The 16,720-nt window shown below is 63.8% G+C and carries 16 protein-coding genes; 10 read left to right on the top strand and 6 right to left on the bottom strand.

Features of this window, described 5'->3' with window-relative positions; translation table 11 throughout:
• Positions 1–423: 423 nt before the first annotated feature.
• Positions 424–1,176, top strand: a complete 753-nt coding sequence (locus BC443_RS09265) for a VIT1/CCC1 transporter family protein (protein WP_071231551.1) — start codon at positions 424–426, stop codon at positions 1,174–1,176.
• A 261-nt stretch (positions 1,177–1,437) separates the two neighbouring features.
• Here BC443_RS09265 and hisC read toward each other — a convergent pair whose 3' ends face one another.
• Positions 1,438–2,496: a histidinol-phosphate transaminase gene (gene hisC / locus BC443_RS09260; protein ID WP_071231550.1), complete on the bottom strand. Its 1,059-nt coding sequence runs from the start codon at positions 2,494–2,496 to the stop codon at positions 1,438–1,440.
• A gap of 190 nt (positions 2,497–2,686) precedes the next feature.
• Here hisC and BC443_RS09255 point away from each other — a divergent pair, with 190 nt between their 5' ends.
• From BC443_RS09255 to mnmH, 5 genes are all read left to right on the top strand, one after another.
• The gene (locus BC443_RS09255) at positions 2,687–3,784 is read left to right on the top strand and encodes an alkene reductase (protein WP_071231549.1); all 1,098 of its coding nucleotides are present in this window, start codon (positions 2,687–2,689) and stop codon (positions 3,782–3,784) included.
• A 127-nt stretch (positions 3,785–3,911) separates the two neighbouring features.
• Positions 3,912–4,376 (top strand): copper resistance protein NlpE N-terminal domain-containing protein, encoded by a 465-nt coding sequence (locus BC443_RS09250; protein ID WP_071231548.1) that lies wholly within the window; start codon positions 3,912–3,914, stop codon positions 4,374–4,376.
• Between the two features lie 146 nt (positions 4,377–4,522).
• Complete coding sequence (gene radA / locus BC443_RS09245) at positions 4,523–5,899, top strand: DNA repair protein RadA (RefSeq protein WP_071231547.1); 1,377 nt, start codon at positions 4,523–4,525, stop codon at positions 5,897–5,899.
• 132 nt (positions 5,900–6,031) lie between these two features.
• Positions 6,032–7,072, top strand: a complete 1,041-nt coding sequence (gene selD / locus BC443_RS09240; protein WP_071231546.1) for a selenide, water dikinase SelD — start codon at positions 6,032–6,034, stop codon at positions 7,070–7,072.
• 35 nt (positions 7,073–7,107) lie between these two features.
• The gene (gene mnmH / locus BC443_RS09235) at positions 7,108–8,181 is read left to right on the top strand and encodes a tRNA 2-selenouridine(34) synthase MnmH (protein ID WP_071231555.1); all 1,074 of its coding nucleotides are present in this window, start codon (positions 7,108–7,110) and stop codon (positions 8,179–8,181) included.
• A gap of 18 nt (positions 8,182–8,199) precedes the next feature.
• On the opposite strand, the gene BC443_RS09230 is transcribed toward mnmH, so the two are convergent.
• Entirely contained in the window at positions 8,200–8,871 is a 672-nt protein-coding gene (locus BC443_RS09230; protein ID WP_071231545.1) for a type 1 glutamine amidotransferase, read from the bottom strand.
• A 60-nt stretch (positions 8,872–8,931) separates the two neighbouring features.
• Here BC443_RS09230 and BC443_RS09225 point away from each other — a divergent pair, with 60 nt between their 5' ends.
• The 3 genes from BC443_RS09225 to BC443_RS09215 all read left to right on the top strand — a co-directional run bounded on the left by BC443_RS09225 (position 8,932) and on the right by BC443_RS09215 (position 10,754).
• Complete coding sequence (locus tag BC443_RS09225; protein WP_071231544.1) at positions 8,932–9,234, top strand: MGMT family protein; 303 nt, start codon at positions 8,932–8,934, stop codon at positions 9,232–9,234.
• Between the two features lie 10 nt (positions 9,235–9,244).
• Positions 9,245–9,835: a YjaG family protein gene (locus BC443_RS09220; RefSeq protein ID WP_071231543.1), complete on the top strand. Its 591-nt coding sequence runs from the start codon at positions 9,245–9,247 to the stop codon at positions 9,833–9,835.
• 145 nt (positions 9,836–9,980) lie between these two features.
• A complete protein-coding gene (locus tag BC443_RS09215) occupies positions 9,981–10,754 on the top strand; it encodes a DUF3298 and DUF4163 domain-containing protein (RefSeq protein WP_071231542.1) in 774 nt (257 codons plus the stop codon).
• A gap of 127 nt (positions 10,755–10,881) precedes the next feature.
• Here the strand turns inward: BC443_RS09215 and hisF are convergent, their stop codons facing one another.
• The 4 genes from hisF to hisB all read right to left on the bottom strand — a co-directional run bounded on the left by hisF (position 10,882) and on the right by hisB (position 13,883).
• Positions 10,882–11,655, bottom strand: a complete 774-nt coding sequence (hisF, locus tag BC443_RS09210) for an imidazole glycerol phosphate synthase subunit HisF (protein ID WP_071231541.1) — start codon at positions 11,653–11,655, stop codon at positions 10,882–10,884.
• Positions 11,652–12,437 carry a 1-(5-phosphoribosyl)-5-[(5-phosphoribosylamino)methylideneamino]imidazole-4-carboxamide isomerase gene (hisA, locus tag BC443_RS09205; RefSeq protein WP_071231540.1) on the bottom strand — a complete coding sequence of 262 codons (786 nt, stop codon included), beginning with the start codon at positions 12,435–12,437 and terminating at the stop codon, positions 11,652–11,654. Before hisA ends, hisF begins: the two co-directional genes overlap by 4 nt.
• A gap of 170 nt (positions 12,438–12,607) precedes the next feature.
• Entirely contained in the window at positions 12,608–13,249 is a 642-nt protein-coding gene (gene hisH, locus BC443_RS09200) for an imidazole glycerol phosphate synthase subunit HisH (protein ID WP_071231539.1), read from the bottom strand.
• 40 nt (positions 13,250–13,289) lie between these two features.
• On the bottom strand, positions 13,290–13,883 hold the full coding sequence (hisB, locus tag BC443_RS09195; protein WP_071231538.1) for an imidazoleglycerol-phosphate dehydratase HisB: 594 nt from the start codon (positions 13,881–13,883) through the stop codon (positions 13,290–13,292).
• Between the two features lie 290 nt (positions 13,884–14,173).
• Between hisB and BC443_RS09190 the strand changes: the two genes are divergently transcribed.
• Positions 14,174–16,561, top strand: coding sequence for an AsmA family protein (locus tag BC443_RS09190; RefSeq protein WP_071231537.1), 2,388 nt, complete (start codon positions 14,174–14,176; stop codon positions 16,559–16,561).
• Positions 16,562–16,720 lie beyond the last annotated feature (159 nt).

The following is a 16,720-nucleotide window of genomic DNA, read 5'->3' as shown; positions in this document are numbered from 1 at the left end:
TCAGTAGTGAAACCGCTCAGCGCCGATGGTAGTGTGGGGTCTCCCCATGTGAGAGTAGGTCATCGTCAGGCATCTATACCGAACCCCGGCCATTGGTCGGGGTTCACTTATTTAGGGGTCTCCCATGGAGAGTCCCGGAACGCCGGCCGACTCATCGTCAGGCATCTATCCCAAACCCCAGCCCAACAAGGCTGGGGTTTTTTTATGCCCGCATGAAACGTCACGGGCCAAACGGCCTGTCGTGACGGCATTGGTCAGGCCGTACTGAACTGCCTATTCGTGCTGAACTGTCTGAAGAGCGAGCGGCCTGGACGTGTCATTGCCGGTCGCGCCAGCGAAGATAGCATCCCGCTTTTGATCAGCTCGATATCCTTGTTGTGCATATACTCCTGATTAGCCATCCGGACCACAGGAGGTTTCATCATGCCGACTCCCAGCCGCGAGGAGCTTCTGGGCGAGCACCAGCCCGATGCGGTGCGCGACCGGCTGGCAAGGCCAATGAGAGCATCAACGCTACCTGATGCTGTACTCGGAGGTATTGATGGCTGTGTCACTACCTTTGCTGTGGTATCTGGTGCTTTCGGTGCGGGCTTCTCGCCACAAGTAGCATTAGTACTGGGATTCGCCAACTTGGCTGCTGATGGTTTCAGTATGGCGGTGAGCAACTATGAGGCTGGCCAAGCACAATTGGCTCAGATTGCTAACGCTGAACAGGTCGAACACCAACATATCGCCTTGGTGCCAGAAGGCGAGCGAGAAGAGATTCGTCAGCTGTTCCAAGCGAAGGGGTTTGAGGGGGAGCTGCTTGAACAGGTAGTCGAAGCGCTATGTCACGATCCAGAGGTATGGGTCTCAACCATGTTACGGGAAGAATATGGGCTTTCTGCTGCTGGAATCAGCCCTTTGCGATCGGCTCTGACTACCTTCGCTGCATTTCTTTTGGTCGGCACTTTGCCCCTGTTGCCCTATGCTCTGCCCGGACTCGGTATTACAACTCGATTCCTGGCCAGTCTTGGTCTCGCAGGACTGGTATTTTTAGGTATCGGCATGCTTAAGAGCGCGGTATATGGCGTGCCAATGTGGCGATCGGGACTGCGTACATTGTTAATGGGTACCGCAGCAGCCGGATTAGCTTTTGCTACCGGCTATTTCGCACAAGGGATACTAGATAACTGATCATTCAAGCGCTTTTTTAGCTGCGACAGGGGGTCGCCGGGAAAGCGATTCGAAGACCTGAACGCCGAGTCACTGGTGACACGACCGACACCTCTCTTTCCCGGCCGTTTCAGCGCCGTGTTCCGGAAGGAAAACTGTCCACGCCGGATTTCGTGTCGGAGCGCCTGCTGGCCGTGATGGATGACCGCCGCCCGAAGAGAGCGGCAGTTTCTGGGAATGCGTGGGAAAGCCGATACCGTTCTGACGGATATCGCGCTGCCACTAAGCCTGGCGCGTGGCTTGGAGTGCTTCGATCAGGCTGCGCATCTCGTCATCGGTGCCGATCGAGATACGCAGGAAGTCGCGTAGTCCATCCTTGTCGAAATGACGCACCAGAATGCCGCGTTCACGCAGTTCGCTGAAAATTGTCGCGCCATTGCGTTCCGAATGACGCACGAACAGAAAATTGGTCTGTGACGGCAGGACTTCGAAACCCAGGGCTTCGAGCTGCTGACGCGTCCACTCGCGTGTCGCGACGACCCGCTCGCAGCAAGCCTGGAAGTGTTCGTCATCCTCCAGTGAAGCGATGGCGACTTCGCTGGCCAGCATATCGATCGGATAGGAATTGAACGAGTTCTTGACCCGCTCCAGCCCGTCGATGAGCTCACGCGAGCCGATGGCATAACCCACGCGCAGCCCCGCCAGGCTGCGCGATTTGGACAACGTCCCGGTGACCAGCAGATTGGGGTGATCGTCGATCAGCGGGATGGCGCTTTCGCCGCCAAAATCCACATAGGCCTCGTCGACCAGCACGACGCTCTCGGTGATATGCTCGAGCAGGCGGGCGATAGCCTGGCGCGGATGACCGTGGCCGGTCGGTGCGTTGGGGTTGGCGAACACGACCCCGCCATTATCGGTATCGAAAGCTTCCAGGGCGATCTGCCAGTGGTCGTTCAGCGCCACGGTTCGATAGGCAATGTCGTACAGCTTGCAGTAGACCGGGTAGAAACTGTAGCTGATCGCCGGCATCAGCAGCGGCTTCGGCTGGCAGAAGAAGGTCTGGAACGCCAGCGCCAATACCTCGTCGGAGCCGTTGCCGACGAAGACCTGTTCCGGCTCGACGCCATAGGTCTTCGCCAGCGTCTGACGCAGTGCCGAAGATTCCGGATCCGGGTAGAGACGCAGATGATCCACCGCGAATCGTTGCAATACCGCCTCGACGGCCGGGGAAGGCGGATAGGGATTTTCGTTGGTATTGAGCTTGATCAGTTTCTCGCGTGGCTGCTCACCCGGTACGTAGGGGGTCAGGGCGCGAACGGCGGGGCTCCAGAATCGACTCATGATCTCTCGCGGGCACGTGATGGATACGATGCAGACAAGTGCGGCAGGGCAGCACTCATAGTGACGTCAGGCTCGAATCGGTGCAAGCCAACCCCGGGAATATGAACGGTAGGCTTGATTAGTGCTCTAACGGCCTCATCTAAGGAATATCCGACTCACGATTTACACTCTTTATCTTCGAAGGGATTCCATGGCTTACGACAAGTTGCTTTCGCCCATTACCGTCGGTGACGTCGAACTCGACAATCGCGTCATGATGGCGCCACTGACTCGTGCCCGCACGCCGGATAGCATTCCCGGCGCACTGCAGGCCGAATATTACGCCCAACGGGCCGGCGCGGGCCTGATCATCAGCGAAGCGACCAACATTTCGCCCACGGCACAGGGCTATGTCTACACGCCGGGCATCTGGACCGACGCTCAGGAAGCGGGTTGGCGCCAGGTCGTCGACGCCGTGCACGGTGCCGGCGGGCGGATCGCCCTGCAGTTGTGGCACGTGGGCCGTATCTCCCATGAGATGGTACAACCGGGTGGTCAGGCCCCCGTCGCGCCCAGCGCCTTGCGCGCCGAGGGCGCCAACTGTTTCGTCGAGTTCGAGGACGGCAGCTCCGGCCAGCACCCGACCAGCACACCACGGGCGCTGGCGCTGGACGAGATCCCCGGCCTGATCGACGACTACCGTCAGGCTGCCAAGCGCGCCAAGCGTGCAGGGTTCGATCTGGTCGAGGTGCACGCCGCCAATGCCTATCTGCTGCAGCAATTCCTCGCTACCGGCAGCAACCGGCGCAACGACCGCTACGGCGGCAACGTGGTCAACCGAGCCCGTCTGCTGCTGGAAGTCGTCGACGCCGTGAACGAGGTCATGGGGGCCGGGCGCGTTGGTGTGCGGCTGTCGCCCTTCATCGAAATCTTCGGTCTCTCGGATGACGAGCCCGAAGCGATGATGCGTTATCTGGCCAGCGAATTGAGCCGTCGCCAGATCGCCTATCTGCACATCAACGAGCCCGACTGGACTGGCGAAGGCCCGCAATTGAGCGACGATTTCCGCCGCGATCTGCGCGAGCGTTTCTCCGGTACGCTGATCTACTGCGGGCACTACACCGCCCAACGTGCACAAGCGCTGATCGAAAACGGGTTGGGAGATGCCGCTGCCTTCGGGCGTCCCTACATCGCCAACCCGGATCTGGTCGAGCGCTTCCGTCGGGATGCCGCGCTCAACGAGCCGAATCCGGAAACCTTCTATGGTGGCGGGGCCGAGGGATACACCGACTATCCGGCGCTGGATTGAGCCGTTTGCGCGTGACAGCCTGAGCCGTGGTGGCTGAATGGGGTGTCACGCGGGAAACTTACCGCTATCCTGTCATCATGTGGCCGCCGAGGCGGCCTATATGGCCCAGAAGTGAAGGAGAACCGATATGCAGATCAGGACGTTGCTGGCCAGCGCCGCCACGGTTGCCGTATTGGCCGGTTGTGCCAGCGGTGGCACCCAAACGCAGACCGGCACCGCCGATTCATCTGCCGGAATGTCGTCGACCACGACCACCTACGAAGGCACGCTGCCTTGTCGCAGCTGTGATGGTATCGACCTGACCGTCGACCTCAACGGCACCGAGTCATCGCCCGCTGCCGAGCGTACCTTCACCCTCGAGGCCGACTACCGGAATCATCCGCAGAACCCGGATCCGGAGCAGTACGAAGGCCAGTGGGAAACGATGACCGGAACGGCGGTCGATCCGCAGGCAACGGTCTATGAGCTGACGCCGAACGGCGAAGGCCAGATCTACTACTTCCAGAAGATCGACGATAGCACGCTGGAGTTGATCGATCCCCAGCGCCGTCGTTTCGAAAACGGCGAGATGCTGCGTCTGACCCGTCAGTAATCGTTACGCTGACGAGCACATCGAGGCGGCCATTGGCCGCCTCTTGTCGTTGAAGGACAGCCGTCAACGGGCAGTCGGTGTGGAAACGCCATCTATGGCGCCATGCACGTCTGTCATCCCCACCTGCTTGATGGAGACCGCCGCGCGTGGCAAAAGCGAAAAGCGCCTTCGTCTGCACCGAATGCGGTGCGGACTACAGCAAATGGCAGGGCCAGTGCAGCAACTGCCGCGAATGGAACACGCTGAGCGAGGTCAGGGTCGGCGGCGCCCGGCCCGGCGCACCCGCGAGCGGTAGTGGTGCTCGGGGCGGTTATGCCGGCGCGCTGTCGCGAGAGGTCGTCGATCTTTCCGGCGTCGATCTCACCGAGGTGCCGCGCTTCAGTTCGACGTTCGAAGAGTTCGATCGCGTTCTCGGCGGCGGCCTGGTGCCCGGTTCGGCCGTGCTACTGGGCGGCCATCCCGGCGCCGGCAAGTCGACGCTGCTGTTGCAGACCGCCTGCCGCCTGGCCCAGAGCAAACGCGTACTCTATGTCACCGGCGAGGAGTCGTTGTCCCAGGTGGCGATGCGCGCCCACCGCCTGCAACTGCCGACCCAGGGACTCAAGATGCTCGCCGAGACCAGCATCGAGATGCTGCTGGCCGTGGCCGAGCGGGAGCGCCCCGAGGTGCTGATCATCGACTCCATCCAGACCATGCATCTGGAGGATATCGGCTCCGCGCCCGGTGGCGTCGCCCAGGTGCGGGAATCGGCGGCGGCACTCACGCGCTTCGCCAAGCAGAGCAACACCGTGCTGATGCTGGTCGGTCATGTCACCAAGGACGGCACGCTGGCCGGCCCCAAGGTGCTCGAACACATGATCGACGCCTCGCTGCTGCTCGAAGGCGGCAGCGACTCCCGCTTCCGCACCCTGCGCGGGCAGAAGAATCGCTTCGGCGCGATCAACGAACTCGGCGTGTTCGCGATGGTCGAGCTCGGCCTCAAGGAGGTCAAGAATCCCAGCGCGATCTTCCTGTCGCGAAGCGAGGAGCTGGCCTCCGGCAGTCTGGTGATGGTGGTGTGGGAAGGCACGCGGCCGATTCTGGTCGAAGTGCAGGCACTGCTCGACGAGTCTGCGCTGGGCAACCCGCGTCGCGTCGCGGTAGGGCTCGATCACAACCGCCTGGCGATGCTGCTGGCCGTGCTGCACAAGCACGGCGGGCTGTTTACCGGCGATCAGGATGTCTTCCTCAACGTCGTCGGCGGGGTCAAGGTGCTCGAGACCAGCGCCGACCTGGCGGTCCTGCTGGCCGTGGTCTCCAGTCTTCAGAATCGGCCCTTGCCACGGGAGCTGGTGGTATTCGGCGAAGTGGGGCTGTCCGGCGAGATCCGTCCGGTACCCAGCGGCCAGGAACGCATCATCGAAGCCGCCAAGCATGGTTTCACGCGAGCCATCGTGCCGCGCGGCAATGCGCCCAAGAAGGCGCCTGCCGGCATGCAGGTGGTGGCGGTCGACAAGCTGGCCGAGGCGCTGGAAGCGCTGTGAACGTGGTGGTCCACGGGGCCGCCTTTCCCGTCGCCGGCGAGGATCACGTCGTTCGGCGCTGAGTCTCGTCGCCGCGTCGGGTAAACTGCCAGCCAGGATCGATATCTCCAGGAAAGAGACGAGGAGCAGACCATGAGTGCCATTCGCCTGACGCAGTACAGCCACGGGGCCGGCTGCGGCTGCAAGATCGCCCCCGACGTGCTCGACCGCATCATTGCCAAGGCCGGGCCGGGTGCCAACAGCAAGCATTTGATCGTCGGCAACCAGGGGCGTGAAGATGCCGCCGTCTATGACCTGGGCGACGGTCGCGGCCTGATCTCGACTACCGATTTCTTCATGCCGATCGTCGACGATCCGTTCGACTTCGGCCGCATCGCCGCGACCAACGCCATCAGCGATGTCTACGCCATGGGCGGCGAGCCGATCATGGCGCTGGGCATTCTCGGCTGGCCGCTGGACAAGCTGCCGGCGGAGATCGCCGGGGACGTCATGGCCGGGGCCCAGGCCGTCTGTCGCGAACTGGGCGTCGCCCTGGCAGGCGGCCACTCCATCGACGCGCCGGAGCCGATCTTCGGGCTCTCGGTCAACGGCCTGGTCGATCTTGACAACCTCAAGCTCAATAGCGGCGCCAAGCCGGGCGACCTGCTCTATCTGACCAAGCCGCTGGGCGTCGGCCTGCTGACCACGGCGGAAAAGCAGGGCTTGCTGGAAGCCGGTCACCACGGCCTGGCTCGCGAGACGATGCTGATCGCCAACGATATCGGCAAGGAACTGGCCAAGGTCGAAGGCGTGCATGCCATGACCGATGTCACCGGCTTCGGGCTGGCCGGGCACCTGAGCGAAGTCTGTGCGGCGAGTGGCGTCGAGGCGCGGATCGATTTCGCCAAGCTGCCGCGTCTCGCCGAAGCCGAGGCCTACCGTCGCAAGGGTGCGGTGCCGGGCGGCACCGCGCGCAATCGCGAGGCGATCGGCAAGGCGCTGCCGGACATGGACGCCGCTCACTGGCAGTGGCTGTGCGATCCGCAGACCTCCGGCGGCCTGCTGCTGGCCGTGGATCCGGCCTGGGCCGACGATGTCGAGCGAATCGGGCGTCAGCATCAACTCAAACTGGAAGCGTTCGGCGAATGCCTCAGCAAGCGCGGCGGTGCCAGCCTGATCGAGGTGCGCGGTTGAAGGACGACGACAAGAGCCGTGCAACGAGTCATGAGTTGATCGATGCCGATCTGGCGCTGCTCCAACGACCGTTGATCGATGTCCGGGCGCCGATCGAATTTGCCGCTGGCGCCTTGCCGGGGGCGATCAACCTGCCGTTGATGGACGACGACGAGCGCCGCGAGGTCGGCATTCGCTACAAGCACGCCGGCCAGGACTCCGCGGTCGAGCTGGGTAACCGCCTGGTCTCCGGCGAGAGTCGCGAAGCGCGTTTGGCCGCCTGGGAACAAGCCATAAAGGCAGCGCCGGATAGCGTCATCTACTGCTTCCGCGGGGGCATGCGCTCGAAGATCTCGCAGCAGTGGCTTGCCGAGCGCGGCTATCCGTTGCCACGGATTCGCGGTGGCTGGAAGGCGATGCGCACCCGGTTCATCGAAACGCTGGAAGCCCACAGTCAGGCACCCTTGCTGCTGGTCGCCGGTCTGACCGGCTGCGCCAAGACGGCGCTGGTCAATTCGCTCGATTCTGGCGTCGACCTGGAAGGCCACGCGCGTCACAAGGGGTCGGCCTTCGGCCAGCATCCGTTGGCCGGGCCGTCGCAGATCGACTTCGAACATGGCCTGACGCTGGACCTGATGCGTCTGCCCCATGCGCGGGTGGTCGAGGACGAGTCCCAGCGTATCGGGCGGCTGGCGATTCCGGCTACCTTCTGGCAGATAATGAAAGCCGCGCCCTGTATCCGGGTAGAGATGCCGCTGGAGTGGCGCCTGGAGCAGATCCGCAAGGATTACATCGAGGACCTGAGCGCGATCTATCATCGCGACTACGGCCCGCATCTGGGCGAAGTGCTGTTTCGCAAGCAGCTCTCCGGCGCTCTGAAACGCCTCGGCAAGCGCCTGGGGGGCGAGCGTCTGGCGCGATTGACCGAGGCGCAGCAGCGGGCCTTCGTGGCCCAGCGCCACGGCAACGTGCAGGCCCACGATGCCTGGCTGGCACCGCTGCTGCGGGAGTACTACGACCCGATGTATCGCCACCAGATCGAGCATCAGCCCCGGCCGACACTGCACGTCGGGGATTGGGACAGCTGCCTGGCGGTCGCCCGGCAGTGGGAGCGCGAGCAGGCCGGTTAGATAGAGAGAATATCTAGCTCAGCGCTCGCTCAGCCACTGGGTCATGATCCGGTCCAGTAGCGCCGCCTGCCGATCGAAGCGTCGCGGGTCGTCAAGGATATCGTCGCGAGTCTGCACGTAGGGCGCGGCGTTGGTGGCCGGCAGATCGTGATCGCACAGCGCCGCCGTACCCTGGGCCGTCAGCTCCAGGTGACACTGAAGCGCGACGACGCGACCCAGATCCCAGGCGAACCCCTGGACCGGACCGGCCGGCGTACTACCCAGCGGCAGGCAGCCATCCGGCAGGCCGAAGATGTCGCGGTGCCAGAGCAGGGCGTCGAAGGTTTCCGGCAGGTCGAAGGGGCTTTCGTCCGCCAGGGCCAGCGGCTGCCAGCCGATTTCCGGCTGCACGGCGGGCGACACGATGGCGCCGAGCGCCTCGGCGATCAGGCCGGCGCCGAAGCCGATGCCCAGCACGGGCTTGTTGCTCTTCAGGGCGCGATCCACCAGCTTGCGCTCGCGTTTGAGCAGCATGGCATCGGGCGGTTGCAGCGCATCGAGCAGCACCAGTGCGTCGCAGTTGGCCAGTGGCGGTGGCAGTTCGCCCTCGTCCAGTCGGCAGTGGTTGTAGCTGTGGCCCATGCCGGTGAGCCAATCCGCCATGCGGGCGGGGCCGAACAGCGGGCTATGCTGAAGAAAGTAGATATGCATGATAGGTCCAATGATGGGGACGACCGGACCACTCCACAAGCGAGGAATAGGGTTTTAGCGATGGCCATTCGTGCCCAGCTCCTGGAACAGATCTACACCATCGTGGCGCAGATACCCGCAGGGCGAGTCACCACCTACGGCCGGATCGCCCGGATGACCGAAGGCGCCACGGCGCGCCTGGTCGGGACGGCCATGCGGCAACTGCCCGCGGGGCACGACCTGCCCTGGCACCGGGTCATTGGTGCCAGCCGACGAATCGCGGAGCATGGCGGCGCCCAGCGCCAGCACGAGAAATTGCGCGCCGAAGGGGTCGTTTTCGATGCCGGTGGTCGCGTGCCGATGCATTTGATGTGGCCAGAATGATGAGGAATTCATGACAAAGCCCACGGGTAGCTTCAACGCCAGGCTTCGCCGGCTCGACGCGCGCCAGCAGATCGCTTTCATGGCGGCGCTGAGCGAACGCCTGGTGCCCAACTATGCGCTCTATGCCGGCATGAGCGGCCACGGCAATCCGAGCGTGATGAACAATGTGCTGGATCTGGTGTGGGAACGGCTCAAGGTCGCCTCGGCCCGGATCGACTTCGACAAGCAGGCCGAGAAACTGGCCGAGATCGAGCCGCCGGAAGACGACGACAGCTTCGGTGCGCGACGGGCAACGGAGAGCGTCATGGCATTGACCACGTTGCTGGATGCCCTGCGCGGCGAAGCCCCGGAGGCCGCACTGGAGGTGAGCCGGGTTTCCCGCAACGGCGTACGCGCCTATATCGAAATGACCGAGGGCAGCGAGGACGCCGAGCGGCTCGACGCACTGTTCCGCGAGCACGAGCTGATGCAGGACGAGCGCGATTTTCAGGACGCGGTGCTCGAAGCGCTCGAGGCCGATCCCCGGCTCGAAGATCTACGGGCGCTGCGTATCCTGGGGCGGAACCAGGGGATCAGCAATCTGGGGCTGAGCCTCGATTGATCGGCGTCGACCGGTTGTGGATAAGCTGGTCATGCCAGAGACTGTTGATAACGGCTTGTCGACGGAAAGACAGGAGCAAGGCGATTGGAGGCCGATAACAGCAATAGCGGTCGACGCGCGAGAATAACGTTCAAGGAGGAACATCATGCAGAAACGCTGGTTGGTCGGTGGTCTGGCATTGGCGACAGTGATGCTGGCGGGTTGCCAGAGTCTGGGATGGAGCGGTGATGCGCTGCGCACCGAGCCGGTAGTGAAAAGCGTACACGAGCCCGACTGCGAGGGTGACGGCTGCGCCAACGTCAACGCCGCCTATCTGCGCTTCCCCGAATCGCCGCAACTCTCCGACGAACTCGAACGGCGGCTGTTCGGCCTGGCGAGCGGGCTGGGCGATAGCCCCGACGGCAACGCCATGGGGCAGGCCCGTTCTTTCGATGCCTTCGCCGATCAAGTGTTCGCGGCTGCCCGCAGCGCCCGCCAGGACGTGCCGGAACTGCCCGGCTTCGAGGCCGATCTCAGGGCGGACATCGTGGCGGATCGCGACGACCTGCTGGTGATCGAGCTCGACGGTTATCTGTATAGCGGCGGTGCCCACGGCTTGCCGCTGACCTCCTACATGGTAATCGAGCGTGACACGCAGCAGGTGGTGGACCTCGACGACATGCTGCTGCCGGGGCAGCGGCCGGCTTACGAGGCGGCGTTGAAGCGCGCGCATCAGCGCTGGTTGAAGTCCGATCAGGCCAGCGGATTGTCGGAGATGCAGTGGCCGTTCGCGCTATCCGACAACGTGGCACCGTTGGCAGACGGTCTGGCGGTGAAGTATCAGGTCTACGACCTGGCGCCGTACGCGGCGGGGCAGCCGCAGTTGATGATTCCCTACGCCGAGCTCGACGGCGTTCTCGAGGCGCGCTATCTGCCGTGATGACGACGGTCGTCGGGGCCTGTCGCTGGCCGCGAAGGCAAGTGAGGTAAACGGCAGAAAACGCAAGCGCCGCGCCTGGAACTCAGGCGCGGCGCTTTGGGGTCGCCAGGTTCGCTCGGCAATGGCCTCAGAGGCGCATCTCGATGCCATGTTCGGCCATGTAGCGCTTGGCGTCCGGAATCGTGTATTCGCCGAAGTGGAAGATGCTGGCGGCGAGCACCGCATCGGCGCCGCCTTCCTTGACGCCGGCTACCAGGTGCTCGAGATTGCCGACGCCGCCGGAAGCGATCACCGGCACCTCGACGGCGTCGCTGATCGCGCGGGTCACGCCGAGATCGAAGCCCACCTTGGTACCGTCACGGTCCATGCTGGTCAGCAGCAGCTCGCCGGCGCCGTACTCGACCATCTTGCATGCCCAGTCCACGGCGTCCAGCCCGGTGGGGCGGCGCCCGCCGTGAGTGAATATTTCCCAGCGTGGCGGCTCGCCCTCGGCACTGACCTTCTTGGCATCGATCGCCACCACGATGCACTGGCTGCCGAAGCGTTCGGCGGCCTCGCGCACGAAATCCGGGTTGGTGACAGCGGCGGTGTTGATCGAGACTTTGTCCGCACCGGCATTGAGCATGGTGCGAATATCCTCGCAGCGACGAATGCCGCCGCCCACGGTTAGCGGAATGAACACCTCGCCGGCGATACGCTCGACCATCTCGACGGTGGTGCCGCGATCTTCATGACTGGCGGTGATGTCGAGAAAGGTGATCTCGTCGGCGCCCTGCTGGTTGTAGCGCTTGGCGATCTCGACCGGATCGCCAGCGTCGCGAATCCCCACGAAATTGACGCCCTTGACCACGCGGCCGGCGTCGACGTCGAGACAGGGAATGATGCGTTTGGCCAGCGTCATGAGATGTCTCCCTTGGCGGCGTCGATCCCGTCACCAGGCATCGAATCGCCTTGAATCGAATCGCTCAGCGCCTGTGCCTCGGCGACGTCGAGCGAGCCCTCGTAGATGGCGCGGCCGGTAATGGCGCCGATGATGCCGCTGTCAGCGACCTTGGCCAGCGCACGAATGTCTTCCAGATCGGTCACGCCACCGGAGGCGATCACCGGCAGGCCGCCGTCGCGAGCCAGCTGCGCGGTGGCCTCGACGTTGACGCCCTGCATCATGCCGTCGCGGGCGATGTCGGTGTAGACGATCGAGGAGACGCCGTCATCGGCGAATCGCCTGGCCAGATCCACCGCCTTGACCGTGGACACCTCGGCCCAGCCGTCGGTGGCGACGAAGCCGTCGCGGGCGTCCAGGCCGACGATCACGTGGCCCGGGAACCGGCGACACATCTCGCCGACGAAGTCGGGTTCCTTGACCGCCTTGGTGCCGATGATCACGTAGCTGACCCCGGCAGCGAGATAGTGCTCGATGGTCTCGGCACTACGGATGCCGCCGCCGATCTGGATCGGCAGATCCGGATAGGCGCGGGCAATGGCCGTGACGGCGTCACCGTTGACCGGCTTGCCCTCGAAGGCGCCGTTGAGATCAACCAGGTGCAGCCGCCGCGCGCCGGCCTCGACCCAGCGTGCGGCCATCGCGACCGGATCGTCCCCGTAGGAGGTCGCATCATCCATGCGGCCCTGTTTGAGGCGCACGCACTGGCCGTCCTTGAGATCGATGGCGGGAATCACCAGCATGGCTTCGAATCCTTTGACTGTGAGTCGGTTAGGTGCTGTCCGAAAGTCGGCGAGCGATGACCAGATAAGGCAAAAATCGGCGAAAGAACGGAGTTTACGGAGGGTAAATGAGTATCTTGAGCCGATTTTTTAACGCCATATGGATGAGCGCAGCCACTTTCGGATGGTGGCTAGGGCGCCCAGTTGACGAAATTTTCCAGCAACCGCAGACCGTCCCCGGCGCTCTTCTCCGGATGGAACTGGACCGCGAAGACGGTACCGCGACCGGTGACCACGTGGGCATCGACGCCGGCGTAATCGGTGGTGCCGAAGATATCGGCATCGCTGGCGGCCTCGACGTAATAGCTGTGCACGAAGTAGAACCTCGCGCCGTCCTCGATGCCGTTCCACAGCGGATGCGGGTGATGCTGCGCCACGCGGTTCCAGCCCATGTGCGGCACTTTCAGGCGCTCGCCTTCGGGCGTGGTCAGCTTGTGGCCGAAGTGACGCACGCGACCGGGGAGGAAGCCCAGGCAGTCGACGCCGCCGTTCTCCTCACTGCGATCGAACAGCATCTGCTGGCCGACGCAGATACCCAGCAGCGGCTTGGCCTGCTCCTCGAGCAGATCCTTGACCAGACCTTCGAGCTCGGTGCGCTGCAACTCGCCCATGCAGTCGCGGATCGCGCCCTGGCCGGGCAGCACCAGGCGCGAGGCACCGCGAATCGAGCGCGGATCGCGGGTCACCATGACGTTTTCATGGGTGACGTGCTCGAGCGCCTTGGCCACGGAGTGCAGGTTACCCATTCCGTAATCGATCACGGCGATCGTCATTGCGGTTTCCTCGCTGATTCGGTGGTGGCGATGGACGGTATCACAGGCTGCCTTTGGTCGATGGCATCTGGCCGGCCATGCGGGGGTCTTCCTCGACCGCGGCACGCAGCGCCCGGCCGAACGCCTTGAAGATGGTTTCCGCCTGATGGTGGGCGTTGAAGCCCTTGAGATTGTCGATGTGCAGCGTGACCTGGGCGTGATTGACGAAGCCCTGGAAGAACTCCCAGAACAGCTGCGTGTCCAGCCGGCCGATGGTCGCGCGGGTGAATTCGACATCCATGAACAGGCCCGAACGGCCGGAAAAATCGATCACCACGCGGGACAGCGCCTCGTCGAGCGGCACGTAGGCATGGCCGTAGCGACGAATGCCCCGCTTGTCGCCAATCGCCTGGGCGAAGGCCTGACCCAGGGTGATGCCGAGATCCTCGACGGTGTGGTGCTCGTCGATCTCGAGATCGCCCTTGGCATCGATCGTCAGGTCGATCATGCCGTGGCGAGCCACCTGATCCAGCATGTGGTCGAGGAAAGGAACCCCGGTCCGGCAATCCAGGCGGCCGCTGCCGTCCAGGTTGACCGTGACCGTGATCTGCGTCTCGTTGGTGTCGCGCGACACCGTGGCGATGCGCTCGGACATGCGTGGGGAATCTCCCGGTACGGTTGGCGAGAATCGGCCATTATAGTGAATCGAGCCCTGCATCCGCTACAATGGCGGTGTTTATCAGGCGGCGATCTTCGCGCCGCCCACCGATCAGTCAGGCCGTTCTGCCGACAAGGAGATACAGGGGGCATGCCGGAAGCCACACAGCACGTCGAGTCGCATCATTCAGTCGTTCCCGGTAGGGCGATTCCCGGTCGCACGGCGTGGCGGCGATGTACCGTTCATCGACCGCTGGCGTCTGTCGATCACGCACAGGGAGGATGGGAATGAAGGGGCTGTTCAGAACGCTGCTGGCGGCAGTCGGTGTCCTGGGGATTCTGGTCGTGGTGGCGGTTGTCTATATCACCACGTTCTTCGATCCGAACGATCTCAAACCGCGCCTGATCGAGGCGGTTCGCGACCAGAGCGGCCTGGAGCTGCGTCTCGATGGCCCGCTGTCGTGGTCCTTCTATCCGCGCATCGGCGTCAGCGTCAAGGACGCCGAAGCCTGGCTCCCCGAGCAGTCCCGGGACGATGCGCCCTTCGTCGGCTTCGACAACGCCGAGGTCAGCGTGGCCTTTACGCCGCTGCTGACCGGCGATGTCTCGGTCGACGGCCTGATCCTCGATGGCATGCGCCTCAATCTCGCCCGCGATGCGCAAGGGCAAGGCAACTGGCAGGTGCTGCTGGATCGCCTAGCCGAGAACGATGGCCAGAAGGGGGCCGAGCCGTCGAAGCCGGCTCAGCCGGAGAAATCGGAGAAAAAGGGCCCCGGCCTGAAGCCGGGCGCCGATCAGGCGGTGGCGTTCGACATCGCCAGCATCAAGGTCTCTAACAGCCAGGTGAATTACGTCGATCGGCAGAAACCGCTGGACATCACGCTGGCCAACCTCAGTCTGCAAAGCAGCAACGTCAGCCCGCAATCCTCGTTCCCGATCCAGCTCTCCTTCGATGTCGAAGGTCGCCAGCCGGATGTGAACGGCAATCTGCAGTTGAAGAGCCAGATGCGGATGGATCTCGGTGCCGGGCGCTACACCTTCGAGGGCGTGACGCTCAACGGCAAGGCGCAACTGCCGACACTGGCCGAGCAGGCCCAGACGCTCAATCTGAAGGTTGCCACGCTGGTCGCCGATACCCGGGCGAAACAGTACCGGGCCGACGACATTCAGCTCGCGGCCTCGCTCTACCATTCCGCCATGCAGGAAACACCGCTGTCGCTGGACCTTCAGGGCGATGCGGCGGCCGATCTCGAGGCCCAGACCGCCACGCTCGGTGACCTCGTTTTGACCGGCGACGATGGCCTGGACCTGAAAGGCAGCGTGAACGTCACGCAACTGAGCGACGCGCCACGCTATCAGGGCCGGATGGAACTGGCGCCGCTGTCGGTGCGGGACTGGCTGACGCGCTTCGGTATCGAGGTGAACAGCGCCGACGACGAGGCGCTCACGGCGCTGTCGCTGAGTGGACCGTTCTCAGGCGATACGCAACAGATCGATTTCGACGATCTGCAGATGACGCTGGATGACACCCAACTGCGTGGCTCGCTGGGTGCCGCGTTCGACGGTCAGGCGCTGAATTTCGATCTTGCCGGCGATCGGCTCGATCTGGACCGCTATCTGGCACCGCGATCGCAGGACGCAGGCGGCGACGCGACGGGCGACGACGCCAAGGACACCGCCTGGCTCTCGGCGCTCGGTGTCGCGCCGGCGCTGGCCGCGGCCGAAGGCGCCGAGCTGCTTCCCGTCGACTGGCTCGCCGGGCTCGAGCAGGAAGGGCATCTGACGCTGGATTCCCTCAAGGTCAAGGGTATCGATCTGAGCGACGTCGAACTGGCCACCAGTGGCAGCGGCGGGCGTCAGCGCCTCGATTCCCTCAGCGCCAACCTCTACGACGGCGCGTTGCAGGCCTCCAGCGCGCTGGACCTGAGTCAGTCGCCGATCCGGCTCTCCTTCACCGAGCGTATGAACGGCGTCGATATCGCGCCGCTGTATCAGGGTTTCAGCGGCAAGACGTCACCGCTACGCGGCAAGCTCAACCTGCAGGGCGATTTCGATTCGCGGACCAACACGGTCGAAGGGCTCAAGCAGAATCTCGACGGCCAGGCTGCGCTGCGTGTCGACGACGGCGCCATGCTCGACGTCAATGTCTCGCGTCAGCTGTGCACGGCGGTCGCGACGCTGGAAGGGCGTGAATCGACCCGCGAATGGAGCGAGGACACCGCCTTCGATCGCCTGCAGGCCAGCGTGACGGTCGACAACGGCGTGGCGCACAACGACGATCTCGTCATCGCCATCCCGGGCATCGAGGTGACCGGCAAGGGTGACGTCAATCTGGTGACCAACCGTCTCGACTATCGCGCCGCGGCGCGCTTTACCGATACTGCCGACGAGGCTGCCTGTGGCGTCAATCCGAGACTGGCCCGGATCGACTTCCCGATCCGCTGCCAGGGCAGCCTCGACGAGGCGCCGGGGCAGTGGTGCGGATTCGATCGCGAGGCGTTCCAGAGCTCCCTTGCCGAACTGGCCAGGGACGAGGCCAAGCGAAAGGCCGGCGAACGGATCGACGAAGAACTGGACAAGCAGCTCGACGACGAGACTCGCCAGAAGATCGGCGAAAAGCTCGGAGACGGCGCGGCCGAGAAGCTGGGCAACAAGATTCGGGATATCTTCCAGTAAGCCTGGTCAGCACTCAGCCTGGGCGCCGACGTCATGTCGGCGCCTTGTCATTCTGCTGGCGGATTGTCGCTTCGCTTCCGTCTTCCCATCCTGTTCATCACCTCGACCCGGTCCCGTCGCATGGCGGGCCGGATCGTTTCCATCATTCCGAAGAGGTGC

This window comes from Salinicola sp. MIT1003 (assembly GCF_001858555.1).
GTDB classification, from domain to species: Bacteria; Pseudomonadota; Gammaproteobacteria; order Pseudomonadales; family Halomonadaceae; genus Salinicola; species Salinicola salarius.
This window is presented reverse-complemented; position numbering and strand designations above follow the sequence as displayed.

Bases quoted from the DNA above. Each gene is read 5' to 3' on its own strand.
- BC443_RS09215 (WP_071231542.1), top strand. From the start codon at position 9,981: ATGCAGAAACGCTGGTTGGTCGGTGGTCTGGCATTGGCGACAGTGATG.
- BC443_RS09255 (WP_071231549.1), top strand. From the start codon at position 2,687: ATGGCTTACGACAAGTTGCTTTCGCCCATTACCGTCGGTGACGTCGAA.
- hisH (WP_071231539.1), bottom strand. From the start codon at position 13,249: ATGACGATCGCCGTGATCGATTACGGAATGGGTAACCTGCACTCCGTG.
- hisF (WP_071231541.1), bottom strand. From the start codon at position 11,655: ATGACGCTGGCCAAACGCATCATTCCCTGTCTCGACGTCGACGCCGGC.
- hisC (WP_071231550.1), bottom strand. From the start codon at position 2,496: ATGAGTCGATTCTGGAGCCCCGCCGTTCGCGCCCTGACCCCCTACGTA.
- BC443_RS09230 (WP_071231545.1), bottom strand. From the start codon at position 8,871: ATGCATATCTACTTTCTTCAGCATAGCCCGCTGTTCGGCCCCGCCCGC.
- hisA (WP_071231540.1), bottom strand. From the start codon at position 12,437: ATGCTGGTGATTCCCGCCATCGATCTCAAGGACGGCCAGTGCGTGCGC.
- BC443_RS09190 (WP_071231537.1), top strand. From the start codon at position 14,174: ATGAAGGGGCTGTTCAGAACGCTGCTGGCGGCAGTCGGTGTCCTGGGG.
- BC443_RS09225 (WP_071231544.1), top strand. From the start codon at position 8,932: ATGGCCATTCGTGCCCAGCTCCTGGAACAGATCTACACCATCGTGGCG.
- BC443_RS09250 (WP_071231548.1), top strand. From the start codon at position 3,912: ATGCAGATCAGGACGTTGCTGGCCAGCGCCGCCACGGTTGCCGTATTG.
- hisB (WP_071231538.1), bottom strand. From the start codon at position 13,883: ATGTCCGAGCGCATCGCCACGGTGTCGCGCGACACCAACGAGACGCAG.
- BC443_RS09265 (WP_071231551.1), top strand. From the start codon at position 424: ATGCCGACTCCCAGCCGCGAGGAGCTTCTGGGCGAGCACCAGCCCGAT.
- BC443_RS09220 (WP_071231543.1), top strand. From the start codon at position 9,245: ATGACAAAGCCCACGGGTAGCTTCAACGCCAGGCTTCGCCGGCTCGAC.
- selD (WP_071231546.1), top strand. From the start codon at position 6,032: ATGAGTGCCATTCGCCTGACGCAGTACAGCCACGGGGCCGGCTGCGGC.